We start from the raw sequence: 20,348 nt of genomic DNA on the forward strand, positions 1-20,348 counted from the left end.
TCGGTGCGGTCGGCCTGAAGCTAAGCGATCATCGGCACTTGGTGAATCGGTCAAGTGACCTTTTCCTCGCCGGTCGAGGATTTTCTGCCCACAGCAACCTCGTAGGCAGGCCACAGGGAAGGTCCAAGGGGCACGCGCACTCTCATGGGTGAGGCGCCCAGCGGCGCCGCCACCCCGGGAGGTTCTGACATGCCGCCGATCGAGACGCTCCCGGTCCGCAAGGACACCGCGCAATGGCCGGTCTGGGGCACCGTCGCCCGGATCGTGGTCACCGATCCAGCGGCGATCGACGAGGCCGCCGCGATCGCCCGCGCCGAACTCGACGCCGTCGACGCTGCCTGCAGCCGGTTCCGCGACGACTCCGAACTGTCCCTCGCATGCCGCTCCGGCGGCCGCCCGGTGACCGTCAGCCCGCTGCTCGCCGATCTGATCGCGGCCGCCCTGGAGGTGGCCGAGCAGACCGGCGGCGACGTCGACCCGACCGTCGGCACGGCGCTGTGCGGGCCCGGTTACGACCGTGACTTCGCTCGCATCACCGGCCGCGTCGTGGCGCCCCCGGTCCGCGTCTTCCCGGTGCCCGACCATCGCGCGGTGCGGCTGCGCGGCGAGGAACTGACCGTGCCCGACGGCGTACTGCTCGATCTCGGCGCGACCGCGAAGGCCGCGACCGCCGACCGGATCGCCTCGCTGATCGCGTTGCGCCTCGGCGTGGGCGCGCTGGTCGCCCTGGGCGGCGACATCGCCACCGCGGGCCCGGCGCCGGCCGGGGGATGGCCGGTGCTGGTGCAGGACCGCCCGGGCGACCCGTCGGCCACGGTGCGGTTGCCCGCGGGCGCGGCGCTGGCGACCTCGAGCACGGCCGGACGCACGTGGGGCCCGGAGCCGCATCACATCGTCGACCCGCGCACCGGCCGGCCGGCGGCCCGCATCTGGCGCACGGTGTCCGTTGCGGCCTCCACCTGCCTGCGCGCCAACGCCCTGACCACGGCCGCGATCGTCCGCGGCCGGGGCGCGTACGACCTGCTCCGCTCGGTGCCCAGCCGCCTGGTCACACCCAGCCTCGACGTACTGCGGCTGGGTGGCTGGCCCGCCTGAGAGAGGCCCGGCGAGCCCGGGCCCCTCTCCGTGCGCGGGCCTTAGCGGAGGCCGAGCGCCCGCTTCATCGTGTAGAACAGGTCGGTCTGGTTGGTCACGCCGAGCACGTTGGCCGCCTGCGGGCCGCCGGCGGCAATCCGCACCTCGGTGCCGGTGTGCTGCTGCGAGCCGGTGATCTCGGCCGTGGCGTAGGAGACCGTCATGTTGGCGTTGTCGTGGGTGACCAGCGTGGCGGTGTAGCCGAGCGTGGCCGCCTCGACGATCTGGCTGGTGTGGCCGTGGTCGGCGGTGACGACGACAAGGGTGTCCGGGTGCGACTTCTGGTAGGACAGGACCTTCTTCACCGCGGCGTCGAAGGCGACCGTCTCGCCGATCTGGCCGCACGGGTTGGCCGCGTGGTCCTGCTTGTCGATAGAGGCGCCCTCGACCTGCAGGAAGAAGCCCTTCCGGTCGCCCCGGGTCTGCCGGTCGAGCACGTCCAGCGCCTTGGTCGTCATGTCGACCAGGTGCGGCTGCGAGGCCGTGCGGGCGGTGTTGACCGCACACTTGGCCGGCGCGGTGCCGGTGCGGGTCGGGGTCGGGCCGACCCACTCGAGGTCCATGTTGTTCTTGGCGAAGGCACCGAGGATGGGCTTGTTCGCCGGGGCGGCGGCCAGGCCGGTCGCGTCGGTGACGATCTGGTAGCCGTTGACCTGCGCCTGCTGCGCGACGGTCAGGCCCCGGTAGCGGCCGGCCTTCACGGTCTGGTCGAAGTACTGCTTGCCGCCGCCGAGCAGAACGTCGGGCCGGGTCTGCACCAGCTGCTCGGCGATCGAACCGGCGCCGCCGTTCAGCTTGTCGTTGACCGCGCAGGCGGCCATCGCGTCGGGGCCCTTGCAGTCGCGGCTGACGACGTGCGCGCCGAGGACGGCCGGGGTGGCGTCCTGCAGTTCGGCGGTGCTCACGTCACCGGTCCGGTAGCCGGCGGCCTTCGCCAGCTCGAGGACGGTCGGGACCGGCCTGCCGTCCGGCAGCACCGAGATCGCCCCGTTGTACGTCTTGTGCCCGGTCGACCAGCCGGTGCCCGAGGCGGCCGAGTCGGTCACGTACTCGGGCAGTGCCGGGTTGTCCTTCTGCACCGCGTAGGTCGTGTACGCGCCGGTCAGCGGCAGGGTGTCCATGGCCAGGCGGCCGTTCGCGCCGACCTGGTAGTTGCGGGCGATCGTGATCTCGCTGTCGCCCATGCCGTCACCGATCAGCAGGATGACGTTGCGCGCCTTGCCGCCCTGGACGGCGTGCTTCGCGGCCGAGGTGCGATCGGGGTGGGAGTCGGACGCGAGGGCGACCGAGGGCACCGCCACGACGGCGATCGCCGCGGCCGCGAGGGCTACGCGTGAGGCTTTCATTGATCGGCACTCCGTTGTCTCAAAGCGAGTTGTCTCGAAGACTGTCGAGTCAGACATGACCAGCCCAGGGCGACCTGAAAATGGACAACGGGGAACGGGTCGGCAAACTCGGGCCGGACAGGGCGCCGGAGATGAACATCAGGTAGGAAGACGGGCCTCGAAGCAGCAGCGACCGTCGACATTGCGGCGCTGACGCGCCCGCCTGCGCCTCGACCAGCCCATATCCTGGCCGCTGCCCCGACCGCACCGACCCGTCTGTTTCGCCGCGTCTTCCCGCCCTCTACTGGGTGGGCCCAGTCAACGGCTGGTCTGACAGTTTCGCGGCGCTGTCCACAGCCGTCGACCGGGTCTATCCCTGCTGCTCAGTGGGCGTCTTAGGTTGATTTAGACCGAATTACGTAATCCGCCGGTAAGAGGCGGATAGGACGGTTAGATTACGGAAGGCGCGGCCTCTGGACGGACCTTCATGCCTGGTTCCTGCACAGGTCACGCCGGTGCCCCAACCGCCCTCAGGTGCGGTACCCGAACAGGCGAACCCGTCGCGAGGCGGGGGCGCAAAGCCAGGGGCCTCCCCGAACGGAGGCAGCCCAGCCGCCGAAGGAGTTAGGAAGAGAATGCGTTATCGACCAATCCAAGCGGCCTCGCGGGAGCGGGCGCCGCTAGCGCTGTGGGGGCATTCAAAAGCCCGGACAGCGCTCGCAGCGGTAGCTGCCGCGGCCGCTGCCCTCGTTCCAGTCGTCATGGTGGCGTCGCCGGCGCAGGCCGCGCCGATCGACTTCCTCAAGATCTCAGACGCGGCGAACTGGGAAGGCGGCGACCTCGTCTTCAACGTGACCTACACGGGCACGGCGGCCACCACCACCTTCGACTTCGCCATTGTCAATGACGGCAGCGCTTCGGTGGACGACACCGATCCGACTCTGGACTCGCCGTATTTCGACACCTCGAGCACCAACATCACCTTCACGGCGGCGAGTGCGAGCCAGCCCGCGAGGGCAACTGTCACCGTGCACGCCTTGGATGCTGGGGCGAGTGACCTGCCCAGCGAGACGTTCCACCTCGTCGCCACGCCGGACGGCCAGATCGGGTCGACTCCCAGCAGCAAGGCGACCGGAACGATCTGGAACCTTGACCCGGCGAACGACGTCGTTCTGAGCGGTAACACGACGGTCCCCGAGACCGCCGTCAACGGCGTCCAGAAAGTGGTGACCGTCACCGCCACGTCGACGCATCCGCAGCCGCACGACGTCGTCGTTCCGGTGAAGACCGCCGACATCACCGACGGCACCGACTACCAGACCGACATGGCGACCCCCGATGGCGGTCCCAACCGGGACTACACGGCGCTGCCGGCCGACGCCGCGATCGTCATCCCGGCGAACCAGACCACGGGAACCATCTCGGTTCAGCTCTGGGACGACACCTCCGACGAGGCGGACACCCAGTACTTCAACGTCGTCCAGGACACGGATCCGACCCGGCCGACGCTCGGCGGTGCCGTGGTCCAGGACACCGTGCGGGTCGGCATCAAGGACGACGACGCTCAGCCGACGGTCACCATCGGCGATGCGACGACGGCCCAGGAGGGAGGGCGCCTGACCTTCCCGCTCAAGCTGAGCAACCCGTCCGAGAAGGGCGTCAGCGTCGATCTCGATGCTGCCGGCGTGGCCACCGGCAGCGCCGGTGATGCAACGGTCGCGGCGGTCGACGACCACGGCACGACCGACGCGGTGGACGTTCTCTGGAACAACGCGAGCGGCCACAACACGGTGGACGTTCCGCTGTACGCCGCGTCTACCAACGTCATGATGCCGATCACGACGAACCCGGGCACGGTCGGCCACTACACGTTCGAAGGCCCGGAGAACGTGCGGGCCACGATCTCGAACGCGGCGAATTCGACGCTGGGCGCGCAGACGACTGCGAACGGTGTCATCACCGACACCGGAGCGGGCGAGCTTCTGGAGCTCAGCTCTGCGAACGGCACCGCGCCGGCCCAAATCTTCAGCAACGGCTACCGGGAGTGGACCGAGGGCAACAACGGGCCGGTCGAGCAGAAGATCTACCTGAAGCTCACCAGCGGAACACTGCCGACGACGCTGAACTACAGCTTCGTCGACGGCACCGCGACCAACGGCACCGACTACATCGGCAAGTCCGGAACGATCACGGTCCCGGCCTCGGGAACGCCGAACTCGACGGTATCGGTTCCGGTGACCATCATCGGTGACCGGATCGACGAAATGAACGAGACGTTCAAGCTCCTCCTGACCGACGCCAATGGCATCGCCGACTCGACGACCATCGGCGAGCAGCCGTTCACCATCAACGACGATGACACCGCGCCGTCCTGGACTACCAGCGACGTGACCGTGACGGAAGGCGACTCAGGCCAGACGATGGCCCGGGTGCCGGTCTCCCTCAGTGGGCCGGCCGCTGCCGACGTCACCTTCTCGGCGATGCCGATCAACGGCAGCGCCAAGTCGGGCAACATCGGCGTGGACGGCAACGACTACAGCTCACCCGCGCTCGGGAACGTAACAATCAAGGCCGGCGCCACCGTCGGGTACCTCGACGTGCCGATCAACGGTGACCAGATGTACGAGCGGGACGAGTCGTTCACCGTTCTCTTCGGGGCTCCGGGCGGCGTCACCACCACCGCGGACACGGTGGACACCGCACGCGTGACGATCAAGAACGACGACGCTCAGCCCACCATCACCTTCGGCCAGTACAGCGGGCCCGAGGGCGGCACGATCCAGGTGACGGGAACGGTCACCGGCTCCTCGCAGTACCCCTACACCGTCGGCTTCACGGTCGCTGGTAATGGGGACAATCCGGCTACCCCGGGCACCGACTTCGATGTCCCGACCGGGCTCGCGACCGACGTGGCCCAGATCCCGGCCGGATTCACCGGTGCGCTCACCGATCCGCTGGTCACGGGCTTCACGCCGCTGTCCTTCGTGCTCGACGGGGACTCGATCGACGAGGCGACCGAGACGTTCGGGGTCAAGGCGAGCGAAACCACGTCGCCGCTGATGGGCTTCATGCCGTCGACCGCGACTGTGAAGATCGCGGACGATCCGCTGGACCTGCCGCCGATGGTGTCGCTCGAGGACGTGTCGATCGGTGAGGGCGAGAAGAGTGTCGACATCCCGGTCGATCTCACCTTCACCAGCGACAACGACGCCACGTCGACGTCGCAGCCCGTGACGGTCCAGTACACGACCGTCGATGGAGCGGCAAAGGCCGGCCAGGATTACAAGGCGACCAAGAGCACCCTGTCGATTCCGGCAGGCACGCTCAAGTCGAAGATCAACATTCCGGTCATCGACGACATGGTCAAGGAGAACGGCGAGGACTTCTTCGTCAAGGTCAGCTCGGTCGGTCCGACCGGTGCCACGCTTGGCAAGGCGATCAGCCAGGTCATCATCAAGGACAACGACGGTGGTGGCGGCACCACGCCTCCGCCGAGCAACGGCAGCCTGACCATCTCGGCTCCCACCTGGGTGACTGGTTCGGTGGCCGTGCCGGTCACGGGTAAGGCGGACGCCGGTGCGACCGTCGACCTGTGGGGTGCTGCCTGGAGCCCGGCCAACCCGAAGCTGGTGAAGCTGGACTCGACCACCGCGGACAAGAACGGCAACTACAAGTTCTCGCGTTGGGTCGGCACCGGCTACCGCTTCCAGGTTGCGGTCGGCGACGAGATGTCTGACGTCGTCAAGGTCGGCCTCAACCAGGCTCCGGTCTTCGTGGCGAGCTCGCCGTCGAAGGGCAAGCTGAGTGTGGCCATCCAGGGCAACCCGCGTGGACCGAAGCAGGTCGTCATCGTTCAGGTGTGGTCCGGTGGCAAGTGGGTCAACACCTGGAAGGGCATGACCGGGACGAACAACGTCTGGAAGGCGACCGTCTCCCAGAAGTCCAAGTCCAGCTGGACGCTGCGGGCCTTCGTCCAGGGCGACATGAACTGGGGCATCAACGGCGGCTACTCGGCTGCCAAGAAGGTCACCATCAAGTAGTTCTTCACTGACCGAACGAAGGCGGGGCGGCCCATCGGGCCGCCCCGCCGCCTTTCCCGAACTCAGTCGACTTCGGCTACTGCTGAGGCGAACTGGGCGGAGTACAGGCGGGCGTACGCGCCGTCCGCCGTGATGAGCTCGTCGTGGGTGCCCTGTTCGACGATGCTGCCGTCCTCCATCACCAGGATCACGTCGGCGTCGCGGATGGTGGACAGCCGGTGGGCGATCACGAACGAGGTGCGGCCGCTGCGGAGCGTGGTCATCGCCCGCTGGATCAGCACCTCGGTGCGGGTGTCGACCGAGCTGGTCGCCTCGTCGAGGATGAGGATGCTCGGTTCGGCGAGGAACGCCCGGGCGATGGTGATCAGCTGTTTCTGGCCGGCCGAGACGTTCGAGCCCTCCTCGTCGATGACCGTGTCGTAGCCCTCGGGCAGCGTCTTGCAGAACGCGTCGACGTGGGCCGCCTCGGCCGCCGCCTGCACTGCCTCGATGTCGTACGAGTCGGCGCCGTACGCGATGTTCTCCGCGATCGTCCCGCCGAACAGCCAGGTGTCCTGCAGCACCATCCCCATGTGTTCCCGCAGTTCTTCGCGGGGCATCGTGGCGATGTCCATCCCGTCGAGCGTGATCCGCCCCGATGACACGTCGTAGAACCGCATCAGCAGGTTGACCAGCGTCGTCTTGCCGGCGCCGGTCGGGCCGACGATCGCGACCGTCTGGCCCGGTTCGACGCTGAGCGACAGCCCGTCGATCAGCGGCTTGTCGGGCAGGTAGCGGAACGACACGTCCTCGAACGCGATCCGCCCTTCGACCCGGTGAAGGTTGACCGGCGCCGGGTCGGGGCTCTGTTCGGGCGCGTCGAGCAGTTGGAAGACCCGCTCGGCCGAGGCGACACCGGACTGGATCAGGTTGGCCATCGACGCCACCTGGGTGAGTGGCTGGCTGAACTGGCGCGAGTACTGGATGAACGCCTGCACGTCGCCCAGCGTCAGCGCGCCCGAGGCCACCCGCAGGCCGCCGACGACCGCAACGAGCACGTAGTTGAGGTTGCCGATGAACATCATGGCGGGCTGGATCATGCCGGAGATGAACTGGGCCCGGAACGCCGACGCGTACAGCTTCTCGTTGTGCTCATCGAAGGTCTGCACCGCCTCCTCCTGCCGCCCGAAGACGCGGACCAGCGAGTGCCCGGTGAACATCTCCTCGATGTGCCCGTTGAGCTTGCCGGTGGTGGCCCACTGGGCGACGAAGTTGGGCTGGGCCCGCTTGCCGACCTGGGTTGTGACGAGGACCGAGATCGGTACCGTGACCAGCGCGATCAGGGCGAGCAGCCAGGAGATCCAGAACATGAACACCAGCACGCCGATGATCGTCAGGAGCGCGGTCAGCAGCTGGGCGAACGTCTGCTGGAGGGTCTGCGCGATGTTGTCGGTGTCGTTGGTCGCGCGGCTGAGCACCTCGCCGCGGGCCTGCTGGTCGAAGTAGGACAGCGGGAGCCGGGACAGTTTGGACTCGACGCTGCCGCGCAGCTGGGAGACCGTGTTCTGCACGACGGTGGCGATCAGCCGGCCCTGGAAGACGCCGAAGACCCACGCGAAGACGTAGACCAGGGCGACCCAGGCGAGCAGGTGGCCCAGCCGGTCGAAGTCGATGCCCTGGCCGGGCGTGAAGTCGATCGAGTTGAGCAGGGAGGCCTGGTTGCCGTGGCCGGAGGCGCGCAGCGCGCTCACCGCTGCGGCCTTGTTGGGGGCGCTCGCGGTCAGCTTGCCGATCCAGCCGGCGAAGATGATGTCGGTGGCCTTGCCGAGCAGTTTGGGCCCGGTCACAGCCAGTCCGACGCTGCCGATGCCGAACAGCACGGCGACCGAGACCAGCGGCCACTGGGGTTTGAGCAGTTTGAGCAGCCGCTTGGTGGAGCCCTTGAAGTCCTGCAGTTTTTCGGTCGGTCGGGCGCCCATCATCATGCGGACGGCCGGTGGCCCTCCGCCGGGCCGGTTCGGGGCGGTCACGCGGCGGCCTCCTGCTCGGTCAGCTGCGAGAGGACGATCTCGCGGTAGGTGGCGTTGGTGTCCATCAGCTCGGCGTGGGTGCCGGTGCCGGCCACCCGGCCGTCGTCGAGCACGATGATCCGGTCGGCGTCGCGGATGGTGCTGACCCGCTGGGCCACGATCACGACCGTGGCGTCGGCGATGTACGCCGTCAGGGCTCCCCGCAGCGCCGCGTCGGTCGCGTAGTCGAGGGCCGAGAACGAGTCGTCGAACAGGTAGATCTCGGGCTTGTGCACGAGCGCCCGGGCGATCGCCAGCCGCTGCCGCTGACCGCCGGAGACGTTGGTGCCGCCCTGGGCGACCGGCGCATCGAGGCCGCCGTCCATCCGTTCGACGAAGTCGCGGGCCTGTGCGACCTCGAGCGCGCGCCAGAGGTCCTCGTCGGTCGCGTCCGGGTTGCCGTACCGGAGGTTGGTGGCGATCGTGCCGGTGAACAGGTAGGGCCGCTGGGGCACGAAGCCGACGACGCGGGACAGCTCGGCCTGGTCGAGTTCCTTCACGTCGACCCCGTCGACCAGCACCTGGCCGCCGGTCGCGTCGAACAGCCGGGGGATCAGGTTCAGCAGGGTGGTCTTGCCGCTGCCGGTACTTCCGATGATCGCGGTGACCTCGCGCGGCCGGGCCGTGAGGTTGATGTCGTGGAGCACCGGCGCCTCGGCGCCGGGGTAGTGGAAGTCGACGCCGCGCAGTTCCAGGTAGCCGTAGCGGCTGAGCGTGGTGACCGGGTTGGCCGCGGGCTTGACGCTCGGCTCGGTGCCGATCACCTCCTGGATGCGCTCGGAGCTGACCTCGGCCCGGGGGATCATGACGAACATGAAGGTCGCCATCATGATCGACATCAGGATCTGCATGAGGTAGCTGAGGAACGCGGTGAGCGCGCCGACCTGCATGTGCCCGGCGTCGATGCGGTGGCCGCCGAACCACAGCACGGCGATGCTGGAGATGTTCACGATCAGCATCACGCTGGGGAACATCAGGGCCATCAGCTTGCCGGCCTTCTTCGACACGTCGGTCAGCTCGTCGTTGGATTCGCCGTACCGGATCTGCTCGCGCTCGTCGCGGACGAAGGCGCGGATGACCCGGATGCCGGTGATCTGCTCGCGCATGACCCGGTTGACCCGGTCGATGCGCTTCTGCATGGAGCGGAACAGCGGGCGCATCCGGCTCACGATGAGGCTGACCACGCCGATCAGGACCGGCACGATGACCAGCAGCATGGCCGAGAGCGGCACGTCCTGGTGGAGGGCGAGCACCACACCGCCGATGCACATGATCGGTGCCGAGACCATCAACGTGAACGTGAGCAGCACCAGCATCTGGACCTGCTGGACGTCGTTGGTCACGCGGGTGATCAGCGTCGGGGCGCCGAACTGGCCGACCTCGCGGGCCGAGAAGCCCTGCACCGCGCGGAAGATCGAGGCCCGTACGTCGCGGCCGACCGCCATGGCCGTGCGGGCGCCGAAGTACACCGCGACGATCTGGGTCGCGATCTGCAGCACCGTGATGCCGAGCATCCCGGCGCCGATCCGGACAACGTAGCCCGTGTCGCCCTTGACCACGCCGTTGTCGATGATGTCGGCGTTGAGCGTCGGCAGATAGAGCGTGGCCAGTGTCTGCAGGAACTGAAAGAGCACGACCAGCCCGATCGTGGTGCGATAGGGCCGGAGGTGTGTGCGTAGCAGTCGAATCAACACGTCGACTGAGCCCCCCGATTGTCGTCTTGCCTGATGAGTAATCCGTCCAGCAGCAGCGAGACCGCCTCCTGCGAGTCAAAGGGGTCCGGGTCGCCGAACGGGCCGAACGTGCGGGCGCCGCAATAGAGCAGGAGCAGCCGGGCGGTCGAGCCGGGGGAGCGGCGCAGGATCGCCGCGTCCGGTTCGATCAGCGCGGCCAGTGCGGCCTGCATCCGTTCGCGGTCGTGCCCGAACTTGCGGAAGTGCTCCTCCTTGCCCCCTGTCATGATCAGCTTTCGCATCGCGCCCATGAGCTGGGCGTGCTCGACGAAGCGCTGCATCAGCAGGTCGGCGGCGATGGTCAGCCGCTCGCGCAGGGACAGCCCCCGGTCGATCGCGGCGAACGCGTCGATCGTCGGCTGGGGGTCGAGCGCCTGCAGCACCGACACCGTGACCAGCTTGTTCTTGTTTTCGAAGACACCGAAGATCGTGCCCTCGGCGACCCCGGCCGCCTCGGCGATCTGCCGCGTGCTGACGTCGAGACCGTGTTCGTGCAGCAGCGGGATGGTCGCTTGGATCAGCGCGGCCCGGCGGTCGTCGGGGGCCATCGCGGGTACCCGTCTGCGCCTGTTCTCCACGATCCGGAACTCTAACTGAGTGAGCACTCACTCAGCCACTGACATTTGTCACGGATGTTTGCCTCAGGTGCCAATCGGTTGCGCCGATCTGGCAGCCCGTGCAGGAGCAGCAGACCGAGATGGACGCCCACACCGCCGACTATTGGGCCCGTCAGCTCCGCATCGGCACCTGGGTCGCGGTCTTCGTGACCTCGATCGGTGGCGTGCGGATCGCGCTGAACTGGCCACCCAGCCGGCACTTCTGGCTGGTGCCGGTGGTGGCGGTCGTGCTGCTCCAGGCGGCCGCGCTGCGGTTGCCCTGGGCCAGACTGGTGCAACACAAAAATGTTCGCAACTGGCTTTTGCTCTGGTGGTTCGGTGAGCTGCCGGTTCTCCTGCTGTTCGGGCTGAACGACCGCCGCGGCCTGATGCTCTATCTCCCCGGGGCCGTCCTGCTGCTGCTCACCGCGGCCGCCCTCTGGTCACCCGCGGTCGTTGTCGTGCTCGGTGCGGCGTCGGTGCTCGGCTACTGCGTGCTCCTGCCGGCGCAGGCGGCGACCGACGTGGTCACCACGGTCGTGCTGGTCGCCATGATGATCTGCGTGGTCGGCCTGACCGCGGTCAACGCGCAGAGCCGCCGCCGGCTGGACCGCCGCCGGACCACCGCCGAGCAGCGCACCGTCACGCTGCTCGAGGCCTCGGCCGACGCGGTGCTGGCGATCGGCGAGGGTGGCTACATCCGGTTCGTCAGCTCCTCGGTCCAGCAGTTGCTCGGCTACCCCGGCGAACAGCTGCTCGGCACCCGGATCGGCGAATACGCCGATCCGGAGCAGCTCGACGAGCTGCGGGCCTGGATGTACGGGATCTGGGATCTCCCGGACGCGACGACCCGGCGCACCGAGACGCGGCTGCGCGGCGCCGACGGCGAATGGGTCTACGTCGACGTGATCGGCCGGACCCTCAAGGGCGACCCGGAAATGCCGGCGGTCGTGATCAGCCTGCGGGACATCGGCGCCCGCCGGGCGCTCGAGGCCGAACTCCAGCGCCAGGCCTTCACCGACCCGCTGACCGGCATGCCCAACCGTTCACTGTTCCGCGAGAAGCTCGAGCAGGCGGTAACCGGCGTCGAAGGCCGCCCGGTCACGCTGCTCCTGCTCGACCTCGACGACTTCAAGCTGGTCAACGACAATCTCGGGCACAGCGCGGGCGACGAATTGCTCGCCACCATCGCCGAGCGGCTGCGGGCCCAGGTGCGCCCGGGCGACATGCTGGCCCGGCTGGGCGGCGACGAATTCGCCATCCTCATGGAAGACCTCGCGCCGTCCGATGCCGCCGCGCTTGCCGCGCGGCTGCTCACGGTCGTACGCGAACCGATCCGCCTCGCCAGCCGCGACGTGATATGCACGCTCAGCATCGGCATCGCCAGCGTGACCGGCGGCGACGGCGTCACGGACGAGCAGCTGCTGGGCAACGCCGACCTGGCCATGTACGCCGCGAAGCGGGCCGGCCGGAACGCGTACCGGATCTTCGAGCCGACCATGACCATGTCGGTGCTCGAGGAGGCGCAGCAGCGGGCCGACCTCGAGCACGCGCTGGAGCACGACGAGTTCCTGGTGCTCTACCAGCCGGTGGTCGACATGCACACCCAGCGGCTGACCGGCGTCGAGGCGCTCGTGCGCTGGCAGCACCCCCGCGACGGGCTGCTGGGGCCGTACCACTTCATCGCCCACGCCGAGGCGAACGGGCTGATCGTGCCGCTCGGCCGGTGGGTGCTGCGGCAGGCCACCCAGCAGCTGGCGTACTGGCGTACCGAGTCGCCGGAGGCCGCCGCCGACCTGCGGATGAACGTCAACCTCTCGGCCCGCCAGTTCCAGTACGCGGGCCTGGTCGACGACGTACGCGCGGCGATCGCCGACGCCGGCATCGACTCCGCCTCGCTGACCCTGGAGATCACCGAGTCGATGCTGATGGCCGACATCGAGAGCGCCAAGGAGACCCTGCACTCGCTGCGTCGCCTCGGCGTACGGCTGGCGATCGACGACTTCGGCACCGGCTATTCGTCGCTGAGCTACCTCAAGCAGCTCCCGGTCGACATCATCAAGATCGACAAGACGTTCGTGGACCAGGTCGACACCGACGCCGACGACGTGGCCCTGGTCGACGCCGTGGTCGGCCTCGGCCAGGCGCTGAAGATGCAGACCGTGGCCGAGGGCATCGAGACCGACGGCCAGTGGGCCATGCTCCGCCGCATCGGCATCGACCATGGCCAGGGCTACCTCTTCGGCCGCCCGAGCTCGCCCGAAGACATCTACCTTCTGCTCGACGACCCGGCGGCGAAGGTCTCGATGTAAGCCGGCCACCGCCCGGGCCGAGCGACTCGCCCGCGCCGTCGCCGGTAAGGTCGTGGTGGTCGTTACCCAGGGTTGAACCAAACCCGGTCTCCCGCCGTGTACCCAAAGGCAGGTACGCAGCGGTGGTAAAGGAACCCGAGTTGTCAATGATCACGAATCCGCGCCGTGTCGGTGGCGCGGTTCTCACTACGCTCGCCGCGGTGCTGGTCCTCTCGGCGCTCATCGTGCCTGACCAGATCACCCGGCTCCCGCCCGGAAACCCCGTGGTCAACGCCCTGATCCGGATCCCGATCGAGGGGATCGTCGCGCTCGCGATCCTGATCGTTCTGCCCCGCCGACCCCGCCAGATCGTGGCCGGCGTCCTGGGCTTCGTTCTGGGCCTACTGACCGTAATCAAGATTGTCGACCTGGGCTTCTTCGCCGTGCTGGCGCGCGAGTTCGACCCGGTGCTCGACTGGCCGCTGATCGGCGACGGCTACAGCTTCCTGCAGGACTCGATGGGCAAAACAGGCGCGCTGCTGGTCGCGATCGGCGTGATCGTCCTGATCGCCGCCATCATGACCTTCATGACGCTCGCCGTCATGCGGCTCAGCCGGCTGCTCGCCGCCCACCGCGGTGTCAGCGCGCACGCCGCTCTCGCGTTCGCCGCGGCATGGGTGGTCTGCCTGGTCTTCGGCGTGCAGATCGTCGGCGGCGTGCCGGTGGCCGCGTCCAGCGCGGCCGCCCTGGCCCGGGACACCGCGCTCAAGGTGCCCGAGGACATCAAGGACCAGAAGGCGTTCGAACGCGAGGTGCAGGTCGACGCGTTCCGCAACACCCCGCCCGAACAGCTGCTGACCGGGCTCAAGGGCAAGGACGTGGTGATCGGCTTCGTCGAGAGCTACGGCCGGGACGCGCTGGAGAACCCCGAGTTCAACACCCAGGTGCTCGGCCAGCTCAAGGGCGACCAGGGCAAACTGGCGGAGAAGGGCTTCGCGGCCAAGAGCGGCTTCCTCACGTCGTCGACGGCGGGCGGCGGCAGCTGGCTCGCGCACTCGACGTTCCTCTCCGGCCTCTGGATCGACAACCAGCAGCGCTACCAGAACCTGGTCGGCGGCGACCGGTTCACGCTGACGCGGGCCTTCAAGAAGGCCGGCTACCGCACGGTCGGCGTCGAGCCCGGTGTCACGTACGCCTGGCCGGAGGGCAACTTCTACGGGTACGACCAGGTGTGGGACTCGCACACGCTCGGCTACCACGGCCCGTCGCTGAGCTGGTCGACGATGCCCGACCAGTTCGTCCTGAAGCAGTTCGAGAACCTCGAGTACGCCAAGCGCCAGGGCCCGCTGCTGGCCGAGATCACCCTGACCTCGAGCCACACCCCGTGGGCGCCGCTGCCCGAGACCCTCGACTGGAACCAGATCGGCGACGGCTCGGTCTACGGCCCGATGGTCGCCGCGGCCGAGGGGCCGGGCAAGCTGTGGCAGCACAATCACGACATCAAGGAGGCGTACGCGAAGTCGATCGCGTACTCCGTCGACACCCTGGTCTCGTTCATCCAGAACTACGGCGACGACAACCTGGTCATGGTCTTCCTCGGCGACCACCAGCCGGCGTCGGTCGTGGTCGGCCAGAACGCCAGCCACGACGTCCCGATCACGATCGTCGCGAAGGACAAATCGGTCTTCGCCAAGATCGCGAGCTGGGGCTGGACCGACGGCCTGACCCCGGCCCCGAACGCGCCGGTCTGGCAGATGAGCCAGTTCCGTGACCGTTTCCTGACCGCTTTCAGCTCCGACGAGGCGGCAAAATAGAGAACGTCCGGCCGCGCCGGCTCCGCCAGGGCCGACGCGGCCGGTCCTCCTCAAGAGTTTGATCTTGATCGATTTATCGCCCGTCCGGGTGGTATCGATCCGGCCGTTGCTTGGACATCCTGTTGCGGTGCCGAAATGGTGGTTCCGCCCGCGCGCCTGGTTCCTGATCGTGTCAGCGGCGACCGTGCTCGTCGCGCTGCTTCTGATCTGGTTCCTTCAGCACCAGGGCCTGGACCGGGCCGACAAGTGGTCGAGTGTCCTCTTCGGCTCGATCGGCGCTGTCGCCGTGACCGCGGGCGCTCTCACCTGGCTCTGGCGTCTGGGCAGCCCCACCGCGGCCGACCGTCGCGAGGCGTCGTTGTCGTGTCTGGCCGCCATGCAGAGGGAGCAGTGGACCGCCGAGCAGGCCGCCCGCCGGGTGCGCGACCCCTGGCCGCTGAATGTGCGATGGGTGTCGACCACTCGCGCGCAGGCGGTGATGGCGAGCTGGGCGTCGGTTCGCCGCTCGAGTGGCGCCGGCCCGGTTGACGTCGACGGTGACTACGCCGGGATCGCTGGCGTTTTCGACCGCGCCGACGTCCCGAAGCGGCTGATCGTTCTCGGCGAACCGGGGGCGGGCAAGTCGATGCTCGCCATCCACCTGACGCTCCAACTGCTCGAACGGCGTCCGCCCGGTGGCCCGGCCGCCGTGCTGCTGAGCGCGGCCGGCTGGAACCCGGCGCAACCCCTCGACGACTGGATCGCCGACCAGTTGGTCGCTCTCGACCGGCGGCTCGACCGGCGGCTGAGCCGCGGCGATGCCAACCGTCGCAGCCTGGCCCGCGACCTGGTCGCCGACGGACTGGTCCTGCCGGTGCTCGACGGACTCGACGAACTCGACGAGCAGGTGCAACGGGCGGCCCTCATCGGCATCTCGGCCGCCGCGGCCGCCGGTCGCGAGTTCGTCGTCACGTGCCGCACCCGGCCGTACGAGGCGGCCGTCGCGGTCTGCGGACCGGTACCGGCCGCGGTGGTGGTGGAGCTCCAGTCGATTCCGGCCGCCGAGGCCGCGCAGCACCTCGTCGACAGCGCGGCGATGAGCGACGACCGCTGGTCACCGATCGTCGCCCACCTCAACCGCGGCGGCGTCACGCCGCTGACCGAGGCGCTCGGCACGCCGCTGATGATCTGGCTGGCCCGGATGGTCTATCAGGACGCGGCCCGCGACCCCGGGGAGCTCTTGACCGCCGAGTGGTCGACCAGCCGCCAGGGCATCGAGGAGCACCTGCTCGATCATCTGATCCCGGCCGCCTGGAACCGGTATCCGTCGGCCGTGGCCGAGGACGTCGAACAGTGGCTTTCGCTGATCGCCCGGCACATGCGCCGCCATCGGGTGTACGACTTCGCGTGGTGGCAGATCAGCGAGCTGAACCCCGCCCCGGTGGCCCAGTTCCTGTCGGTCGCGTTCGCCGTCCTGGTCGCTCTCGTGACCATCGTCGCCGTATTCTCGCGGCCCGAAGTGTTCGGTCTGGACGCCAACTCGGCGGGCGCCGGGCAGACCTCGCTGTTCGGCGGGGTGTGGATCGGCCTCCTGACCGCCTTCGGGCGGCTGCTCTTCACGGATCGCCAGCATCCACGGCAACTCACCCTCCGCGGTCTGCAGACGATGTTTCTGGCCATCGGCCTGCCGCCGTTCGTCATCGCGGCGCTGATCGGCAGTCCGGGCGTCGGCGGCGTTCTGGGCCTGTCGGCCGGCACGGTGGTCGCTCTCGGCAGCGGTGCCGTGGCAGCGCCGATCGCGGCCGGTCCGACCTTCCTGTTGCGGGTCGACCGTACGGCGGCCCTGGTCTCCGGTGCCGTCATCGGCTCGGCCACCTTCCTCCTGTTCTCCGGTGCCGCCTGGCCGGTCACTCCTCTTCCGTGGATCGCGGGCCTGCTCGCCGCGGCCGCCGCCGTGCTGCTGAGCGCGTGGGGGCAGTTGCATCTGGCTCAGGTCGTGGTCGCGGTATTCCACCGCACGCCGCTGCGGCAGGCCCGCGCCCTTCAGCAGGCGTGCGAACGTGGCATCCTGCGCCGGGCCGGCGGGGTCTACCAGTTCCGCCACGGACTTCTGCGCGACCGGATCTCCCGCCGGTAGGGCCGGGGGCACTAGCGGCGCTGTTTCTGGGTACGGACATGCGCATGGCGCTCCGCATCGAGGATTACGCGATCATCGCCGACACGCAGACCGCGGCCCTGGTCGGGCGGGACGGGTCGATCGACTGGCTGTGTGTGCCGCGGTTCGACTCCGGGGCGATCCTCGCTTCGCTGCTCGGAAACGAGGAGAACGGCCACTGGACGATCGGGCCGGTCGGTGCGGCCACGGTCAAGCGGCGCTACCGCGACGACACGCTGGTGCTGGAGACCGAGTTCGAGACCGCGGACGGCGTGGTGCGCCTGACCGACTTCATGCCGCCGCGTAGTGGGAAAGGCGCCGAGGCCCCGTCGATCGTCCGGATCGTGACCGGGGTGCGCGGCCGGGTCGATCTCAGCATGGTGCTGCGCCTGCGTTTCGACTACGGGCAGGTCGTGCCGTGGGTCTATCGGGAGCAGGGCGCTCTGGTCGCGGTGGCCGGGCCGGACGCGGCCTGGCTGCGTACGCCGGTGGAGACCCGCGGGGAAAACCTGGCGACCCGGGCCGACTTCACCGTACGGGCCGGCGAGAGCGTGCCGTTCGTGCTCACCTGGCGTCCGTCGCACCTGCCGCCGCCCGAACCGCTCGACCCGGCGCACGAGCTGGGGGTGACCGAGGGCTACTGGCGGGGCTGGGTGTCGGCGTGCACCTACGAGGGCGAGTGGCGCGACGCGGTGGTGCGCTCGCTGCTCACGCTCAAGGCATTGACGTACGCCCCGACCGGCGGCATCGTCGCCGCCGCGACGACCAGCCTGCCCGAGAAGCTCGGCGGCGTCCGCAACTGGGACTACCGGTTCTGCTGGCTGCGCGACGCGACCATCACGCTGCAGTCGTTGCTGTACTCCGGCTTCCAGAGCGAGGCCATCGCCTGGCGCAAGTGGCTGCTCCGGGCGATCGCCGGAAATCCGGCGGAACTGCAGATCATGTACGGCGTGGCCGGCGAACGCCGCCTCGACGAATACCAGGCGACCTGGTTGTCCGGCTACGACGGCAACCCGGTGCGGATCGGCAACGCGGCCGCCGAGCAGTTCCAGCTTGACGTCTACGGCGAGGTGATGGACGCACTCCACCAGGGACGCCGGGCCGGGCTCAAGGCGGAAGACCCGGCGTGGGGCCTGCAGTGCAAGCTGATGGAGTTCGTCGGGGAACACTGGCAGGACCCGGACGAGGGCATCTGGGAGGTCCGCGGCGGGCCGAAGCAGTTCGTGCACTCCAAGCTGATGGCCTGGGTGGCGGCCGACCGGGCGGTCAAGGCGGTGGAGGAGTTCGGGCTCGACGGCCCGGTCGACCGCTGGACCCGGCTGCGCGACGAGATCCGGGCCGAGATCCTCGAGAAGGGCTACGACCCGGGCCGCAAGACCTTCACCCAGTTCTACGGCTCGGACGAGCTGGACGCCGCGCTGCTCATGGTGCCGCTCGTCGGCTTCCTCCCGGCCGGCGACGAGCGGGTGCGTGGCACGGTCGCCGCGATCGAGAAGCACCTGATGCGTGACGGTTTCGTGCAGCGTTACACCCAGCACCCCGAGACCGACGTCGACGGCCTGCCGCCGGGCGAGGGCGCGTTCCTGGCCTGCACGTTCTGGCTGGCCGACAACTACGCGCTGATGGGACGCCACGACGAGGCGCGGGACACGTTCGCCCGGCTGCTGGCCCTGCGCAACGACGTCGGGTTGCTCGCCGAGGAGTACGACACCGAGGCCGGTCGGCTGGTCGGCAACTTCCCGCAGGCGTTCAGCCACGTCCCGCTGATCGATACCGCCCGCACGTTGAGCACCGCCCGCGCGGCGACCGAGACGCGGGCGGCCGAGAACCTCAGGTGAGGGCCGGTTCGGGCACCGGGGTCGCGCGCGGCGTCCGCGACAGCAGCAGACCGACGGCTGCGGTGGCGAGGGTCAGGACCGCGGCCACCGACCACACCCAGCGGAAGTCGTCGCGTGACGAAACACCGACGTTGCCGCCGACGATCGTGACCAGCAGGGCCACGCCGATCGAGGCCGAGATCTGGCGGGCCGAGTTGACCAGGGCCGAGCCGGTGGCCGCGCGGGGGCCGGGCAGTGACTGCACGCCGGCCGCGATCAGCGTGCCCATCGCGAGGCCGACGCCGACGCCGCTGAGCAGCATGCTGGGCAGCAGGTCGCGGAGGTAGTCGGGGCGTACGGAGATGAAGACGACCCGCCACAGCATGCCGGCCGCGAACAGCAGGCCGCCGACGGTGACGAGGCGGCCGTGGCCGAAGCGGTGAACGGCCTTCGTGGTCAGCACGGTCACGATCGGCACCAGGGCCGGGCCGGGGACCAGGGCGATGCCGGTAAGAAGCGCACTCCAGTGCCACACCTCCTGGCACCAGAGGACGTTCGAAAGCAGCATGATCGCGAACGCCACGTTGAACGTGATCGTGCCCAGGCCGGCGAGGCCGAAGCGGGGGAGCCGCAGCAGGTGCAGTTCGAGCAGCGGTCGCGGGTGGCGCAGCGAGCGCCTGAAGAACCAGGCGCCGGCCAGCACCGCCAGCGCGGCGAGGGCCAGCGTGCGGGGGGAGAGCCAGCCCCAGTCCGGCGCCTCGACCAGCGCCCCGGACAGCGCGGCCACCGCGGCGGTGACCAGGACGGCGCCGAACGCGTCGGGCAGGCGGCCGGACTCGCGGGCCGCCGGGTGCGGCAGCGACACCAGGCCGGCGATCAGCGCGAACACGCCGATCGGCAGGTTGACCACGAAGACCCAGCGCCAGTCGGCCTGCACCAGGAGACCGCCGAGCACCGGGCCGGAAGCTGCGGCCAGGCCGCCGACGGCGGCCCAGGACCGGGTGGCGGTGGTTCGGCGCTCAAAAGGGACCGCGGCGAGCAGCAGCGCCAGTGAGGTCGGCAGCTGGGCGGCGGCGCCGATCGCCTGCACGACCCGGGCCACGACGAGCAGGCCCAGGTTGGGGGCCAGCGCGCAGCCCAGCGAGGCCACGGTGAAGACGGCCACGCCGGCCAGGAAGATCGGGCGTTGCCCGATCCGATCTCCGAGACGTCCGGCGACGACCAGGAGGGCGGCCAGCGTTATCGCGTACGCGTTGAGCACCCAGCTGAGATCGCCGAGCGTGGCGTGGAAGTCGCGTCCGAGCGCCGGCAGGGCGACGTTGACGATCCACAGGTCGAGGTTGGTCATGAACACCGCGAGGGTCACGACAACGGTTGCTACCCGACGGTTTGAAAATCCAACTGAACTGCTCACGG

Annotated in this window: 11 protein-coding genes and 1 riboswitch; of the genes, 6 read left to right on the forward strand and 5 right to left on the reverse strand. The window is 69.1% G+C overall.

Going from position 1 to position 20,348, the window contains the following annotated elements:
* Positions 1-189: 189 nt before the first annotated feature.
* Positions 190-1,095: an FAD:protein FMN transferase gene (locus tag ACIA5C_RS23025; RefSeq protein ID WP_396057765.1), complete on the forward strand. Its 906-nt coding sequence runs from the start codon at positions 190-192 to the stop codon at positions 1,093-1,095.
* A 41-nt stretch (positions 1,096-1,136) separates the two neighbouring features.
* Here the strand turns inward: ACIA5C_RS23025 and phoA are convergent, their stop codons facing one another.
* On the reverse strand, positions 1,137-2,480 hold the full coding sequence (gene phoA, locus ACIA5C_RS23030) for an alkaline phosphatase (protein ID WP_396057767.1): 1,344 nt from the start codon (positions 2,478-2,480) through the stop codon (positions 1,137-1,139).
* 519 nt (positions 2,481-2,999) lie between these two features.
* Positions 3,000-3,079, forward strand: a riboswitch (cyclic di-GMP riboswitch).
* 141 nt (positions 3,080-3,220) lie between these two features.
* Between phoA and ACIA5C_RS23035 the strand changes: the two genes are divergently transcribed.
* Complete coding sequence (locus tag ACIA5C_RS23035; protein WP_396057769.1) at positions 3,221-6,499, forward strand: Calx-beta domain-containing protein; 3,279 nt, start codon at positions 3,221-3,223, stop codon at positions 6,497-6,499.
* A gap of 62 nt (positions 6,500-6,561) precedes the next feature.
* Here ACIA5C_RS23035 and ACIA5C_RS23040 read toward each other — a convergent pair whose 3' ends face one another.
* The 3 genes from ACIA5C_RS23040 to ACIA5C_RS23050 are packed head-to-tail and all read right to left on the reverse strand — an operon-like array spanning position 6,562 to position 10,858.
* Positions 6,562-8,463, reverse strand: coding sequence for an ABC transporter ATP-binding protein (locus ACIA5C_RS23040; protein WP_396058760.1), 1,902 nt, complete (start codon positions 8,461-8,463; stop codon positions 6,562-6,564).
* Between the two features lie 41 nt (positions 8,464-8,504).
* Positions 8,505-10,241 carry an ABC transporter ATP-binding protein gene (locus tag ACIA5C_RS23045; RefSeq protein WP_396057771.1) on the reverse strand — a complete coding sequence of 579 codons (1,737 nt, stop codon included), beginning with the start codon at positions 10,239-10,241 and terminating at the stop codon, positions 8,505-8,507.
* Positions 10,235-10,858: a TetR/AcrR family transcriptional regulator gene (locus ACIA5C_RS23050; RefSeq protein WP_396057773.1), complete on the reverse strand. Its 624-nt coding sequence runs from the start codon at positions 10,856-10,858 to the stop codon at positions 10,235-10,237. The genes ACIA5C_RS23045 and ACIA5C_RS23050 overlap by 7 nt, the downstream gene beginning before the upstream one ends.
* A 98-nt stretch (positions 10,859-10,956) precedes the next feature.
* Between ACIA5C_RS23050 and ACIA5C_RS23055 the strand changes: the two genes are divergently transcribed.
* The 4 genes from ACIA5C_RS23055 (at position 10,957) to ACIA5C_RS23070 (ending at position 18,953) form a co-directional block, all read left to right on the forward strand.
* Positions 10,957-13,188 (forward strand): putative bifunctional diguanylate cyclase/phosphodiesterase, encoded by a 2,232-nt coding sequence (locus ACIA5C_RS23055; RefSeq protein ID WP_396057775.1) that lies wholly within the window; start codon positions 10,957-10,959, stop codon positions 13,186-13,188.
* A gap of 146 nt (positions 13,189-13,334) precedes the next feature.
* Entirely contained in the window at positions 13,335-14,981 is a 1,647-nt protein-coding gene (locus tag ACIA5C_RS23060) for a sulfatase-like hydrolase/transferase (RefSeq protein WP_396057777.1), read from the forward strand.
* A gap of 127 nt (positions 14,982-15,108) precedes the next feature.
* Entirely contained in the window at positions 15,109-17,097 is a 1,989-nt protein-coding gene (locus ACIA5C_RS23065) for a hypothetical protein (RefSeq protein WP_396057779.1), read from the forward strand.
* A gap of 44 nt (positions 17,098-17,141) precedes the next feature.
* Complete coding sequence (locus ACIA5C_RS23070) at positions 17,142-18,953, forward strand: glycoside hydrolase family 15 protein (protein ID WP_396057781.1); 1,812 nt, start codon at positions 17,142-17,144, stop codon at positions 18,951-18,953.
* On the opposite strand, the gene ACIA5C_RS23075 is transcribed toward ACIA5C_RS23070, so the two are convergent.
* A complete protein-coding gene (locus ACIA5C_RS23075; RefSeq protein ID WP_396057783.1) occupies positions 18,946-20,298 on the reverse strand; it encodes an MFS transporter in 1,353 nt (450 codons plus the stop codon). The genes ACIA5C_RS23070 and ACIA5C_RS23075 overlap by 8 nt on opposite strands.
* Positions 20,299-20,348 lie beyond the last annotated feature (50 nt).

This window comes from Actinoplanes sp. NPDC051343, assembly GCF_044455125.1.
GTDB lineage: Bacteria > Actinomycetota > Actinomycetes > Mycobacteriales > Micromonosporaceae > Actinoplanes.

Excerpts from the sequence above, each read along its gene's own strand:
- ACIA5C_RS23070 (WP_396057781.1), top strand. The coding sequence starts at position 17,142 with ATGGCGCTCCGCATCGAGGATTACGCGATCATCGCCGACACGCAGACC.
- phoA (WP_396057767.1), bottom strand. The coding sequence starts at position 2,480 with ATGAAAGCCTCACGCGTAGCCCTCGCGGCCGCGGCGATCGCCGTCGTG.
- ACIA5C_RS23060 (WP_396057777.1), top strand. The coding sequence starts at position 13,335 with ATGATCACGAATCCGCGCCGTGTCGGTGGCGCGGTTCTCACTACGCTC.
- ACIA5C_RS23025 (WP_396057765.1), top strand. The coding sequence starts at position 190 with ATGCCGCCGATCGAGACGCTCCCGGTCCGCAAGGACACCGCGCAATGG.
- ACIA5C_RS23035 (WP_396057769.1), top strand. The coding sequence starts at position 3,221 with ATGGTGGCGTCGCCGGCGCAGGCCGCGCCGATCGACTTCCTCAAGATC.
- ACIA5C_RS23040 (WP_396058760.1), bottom strand. The coding sequence starts at position 8,463 with ATGATGATGGGCGCCCGACCGACCGAAAAACTGCAGGACTTCAAGGGC.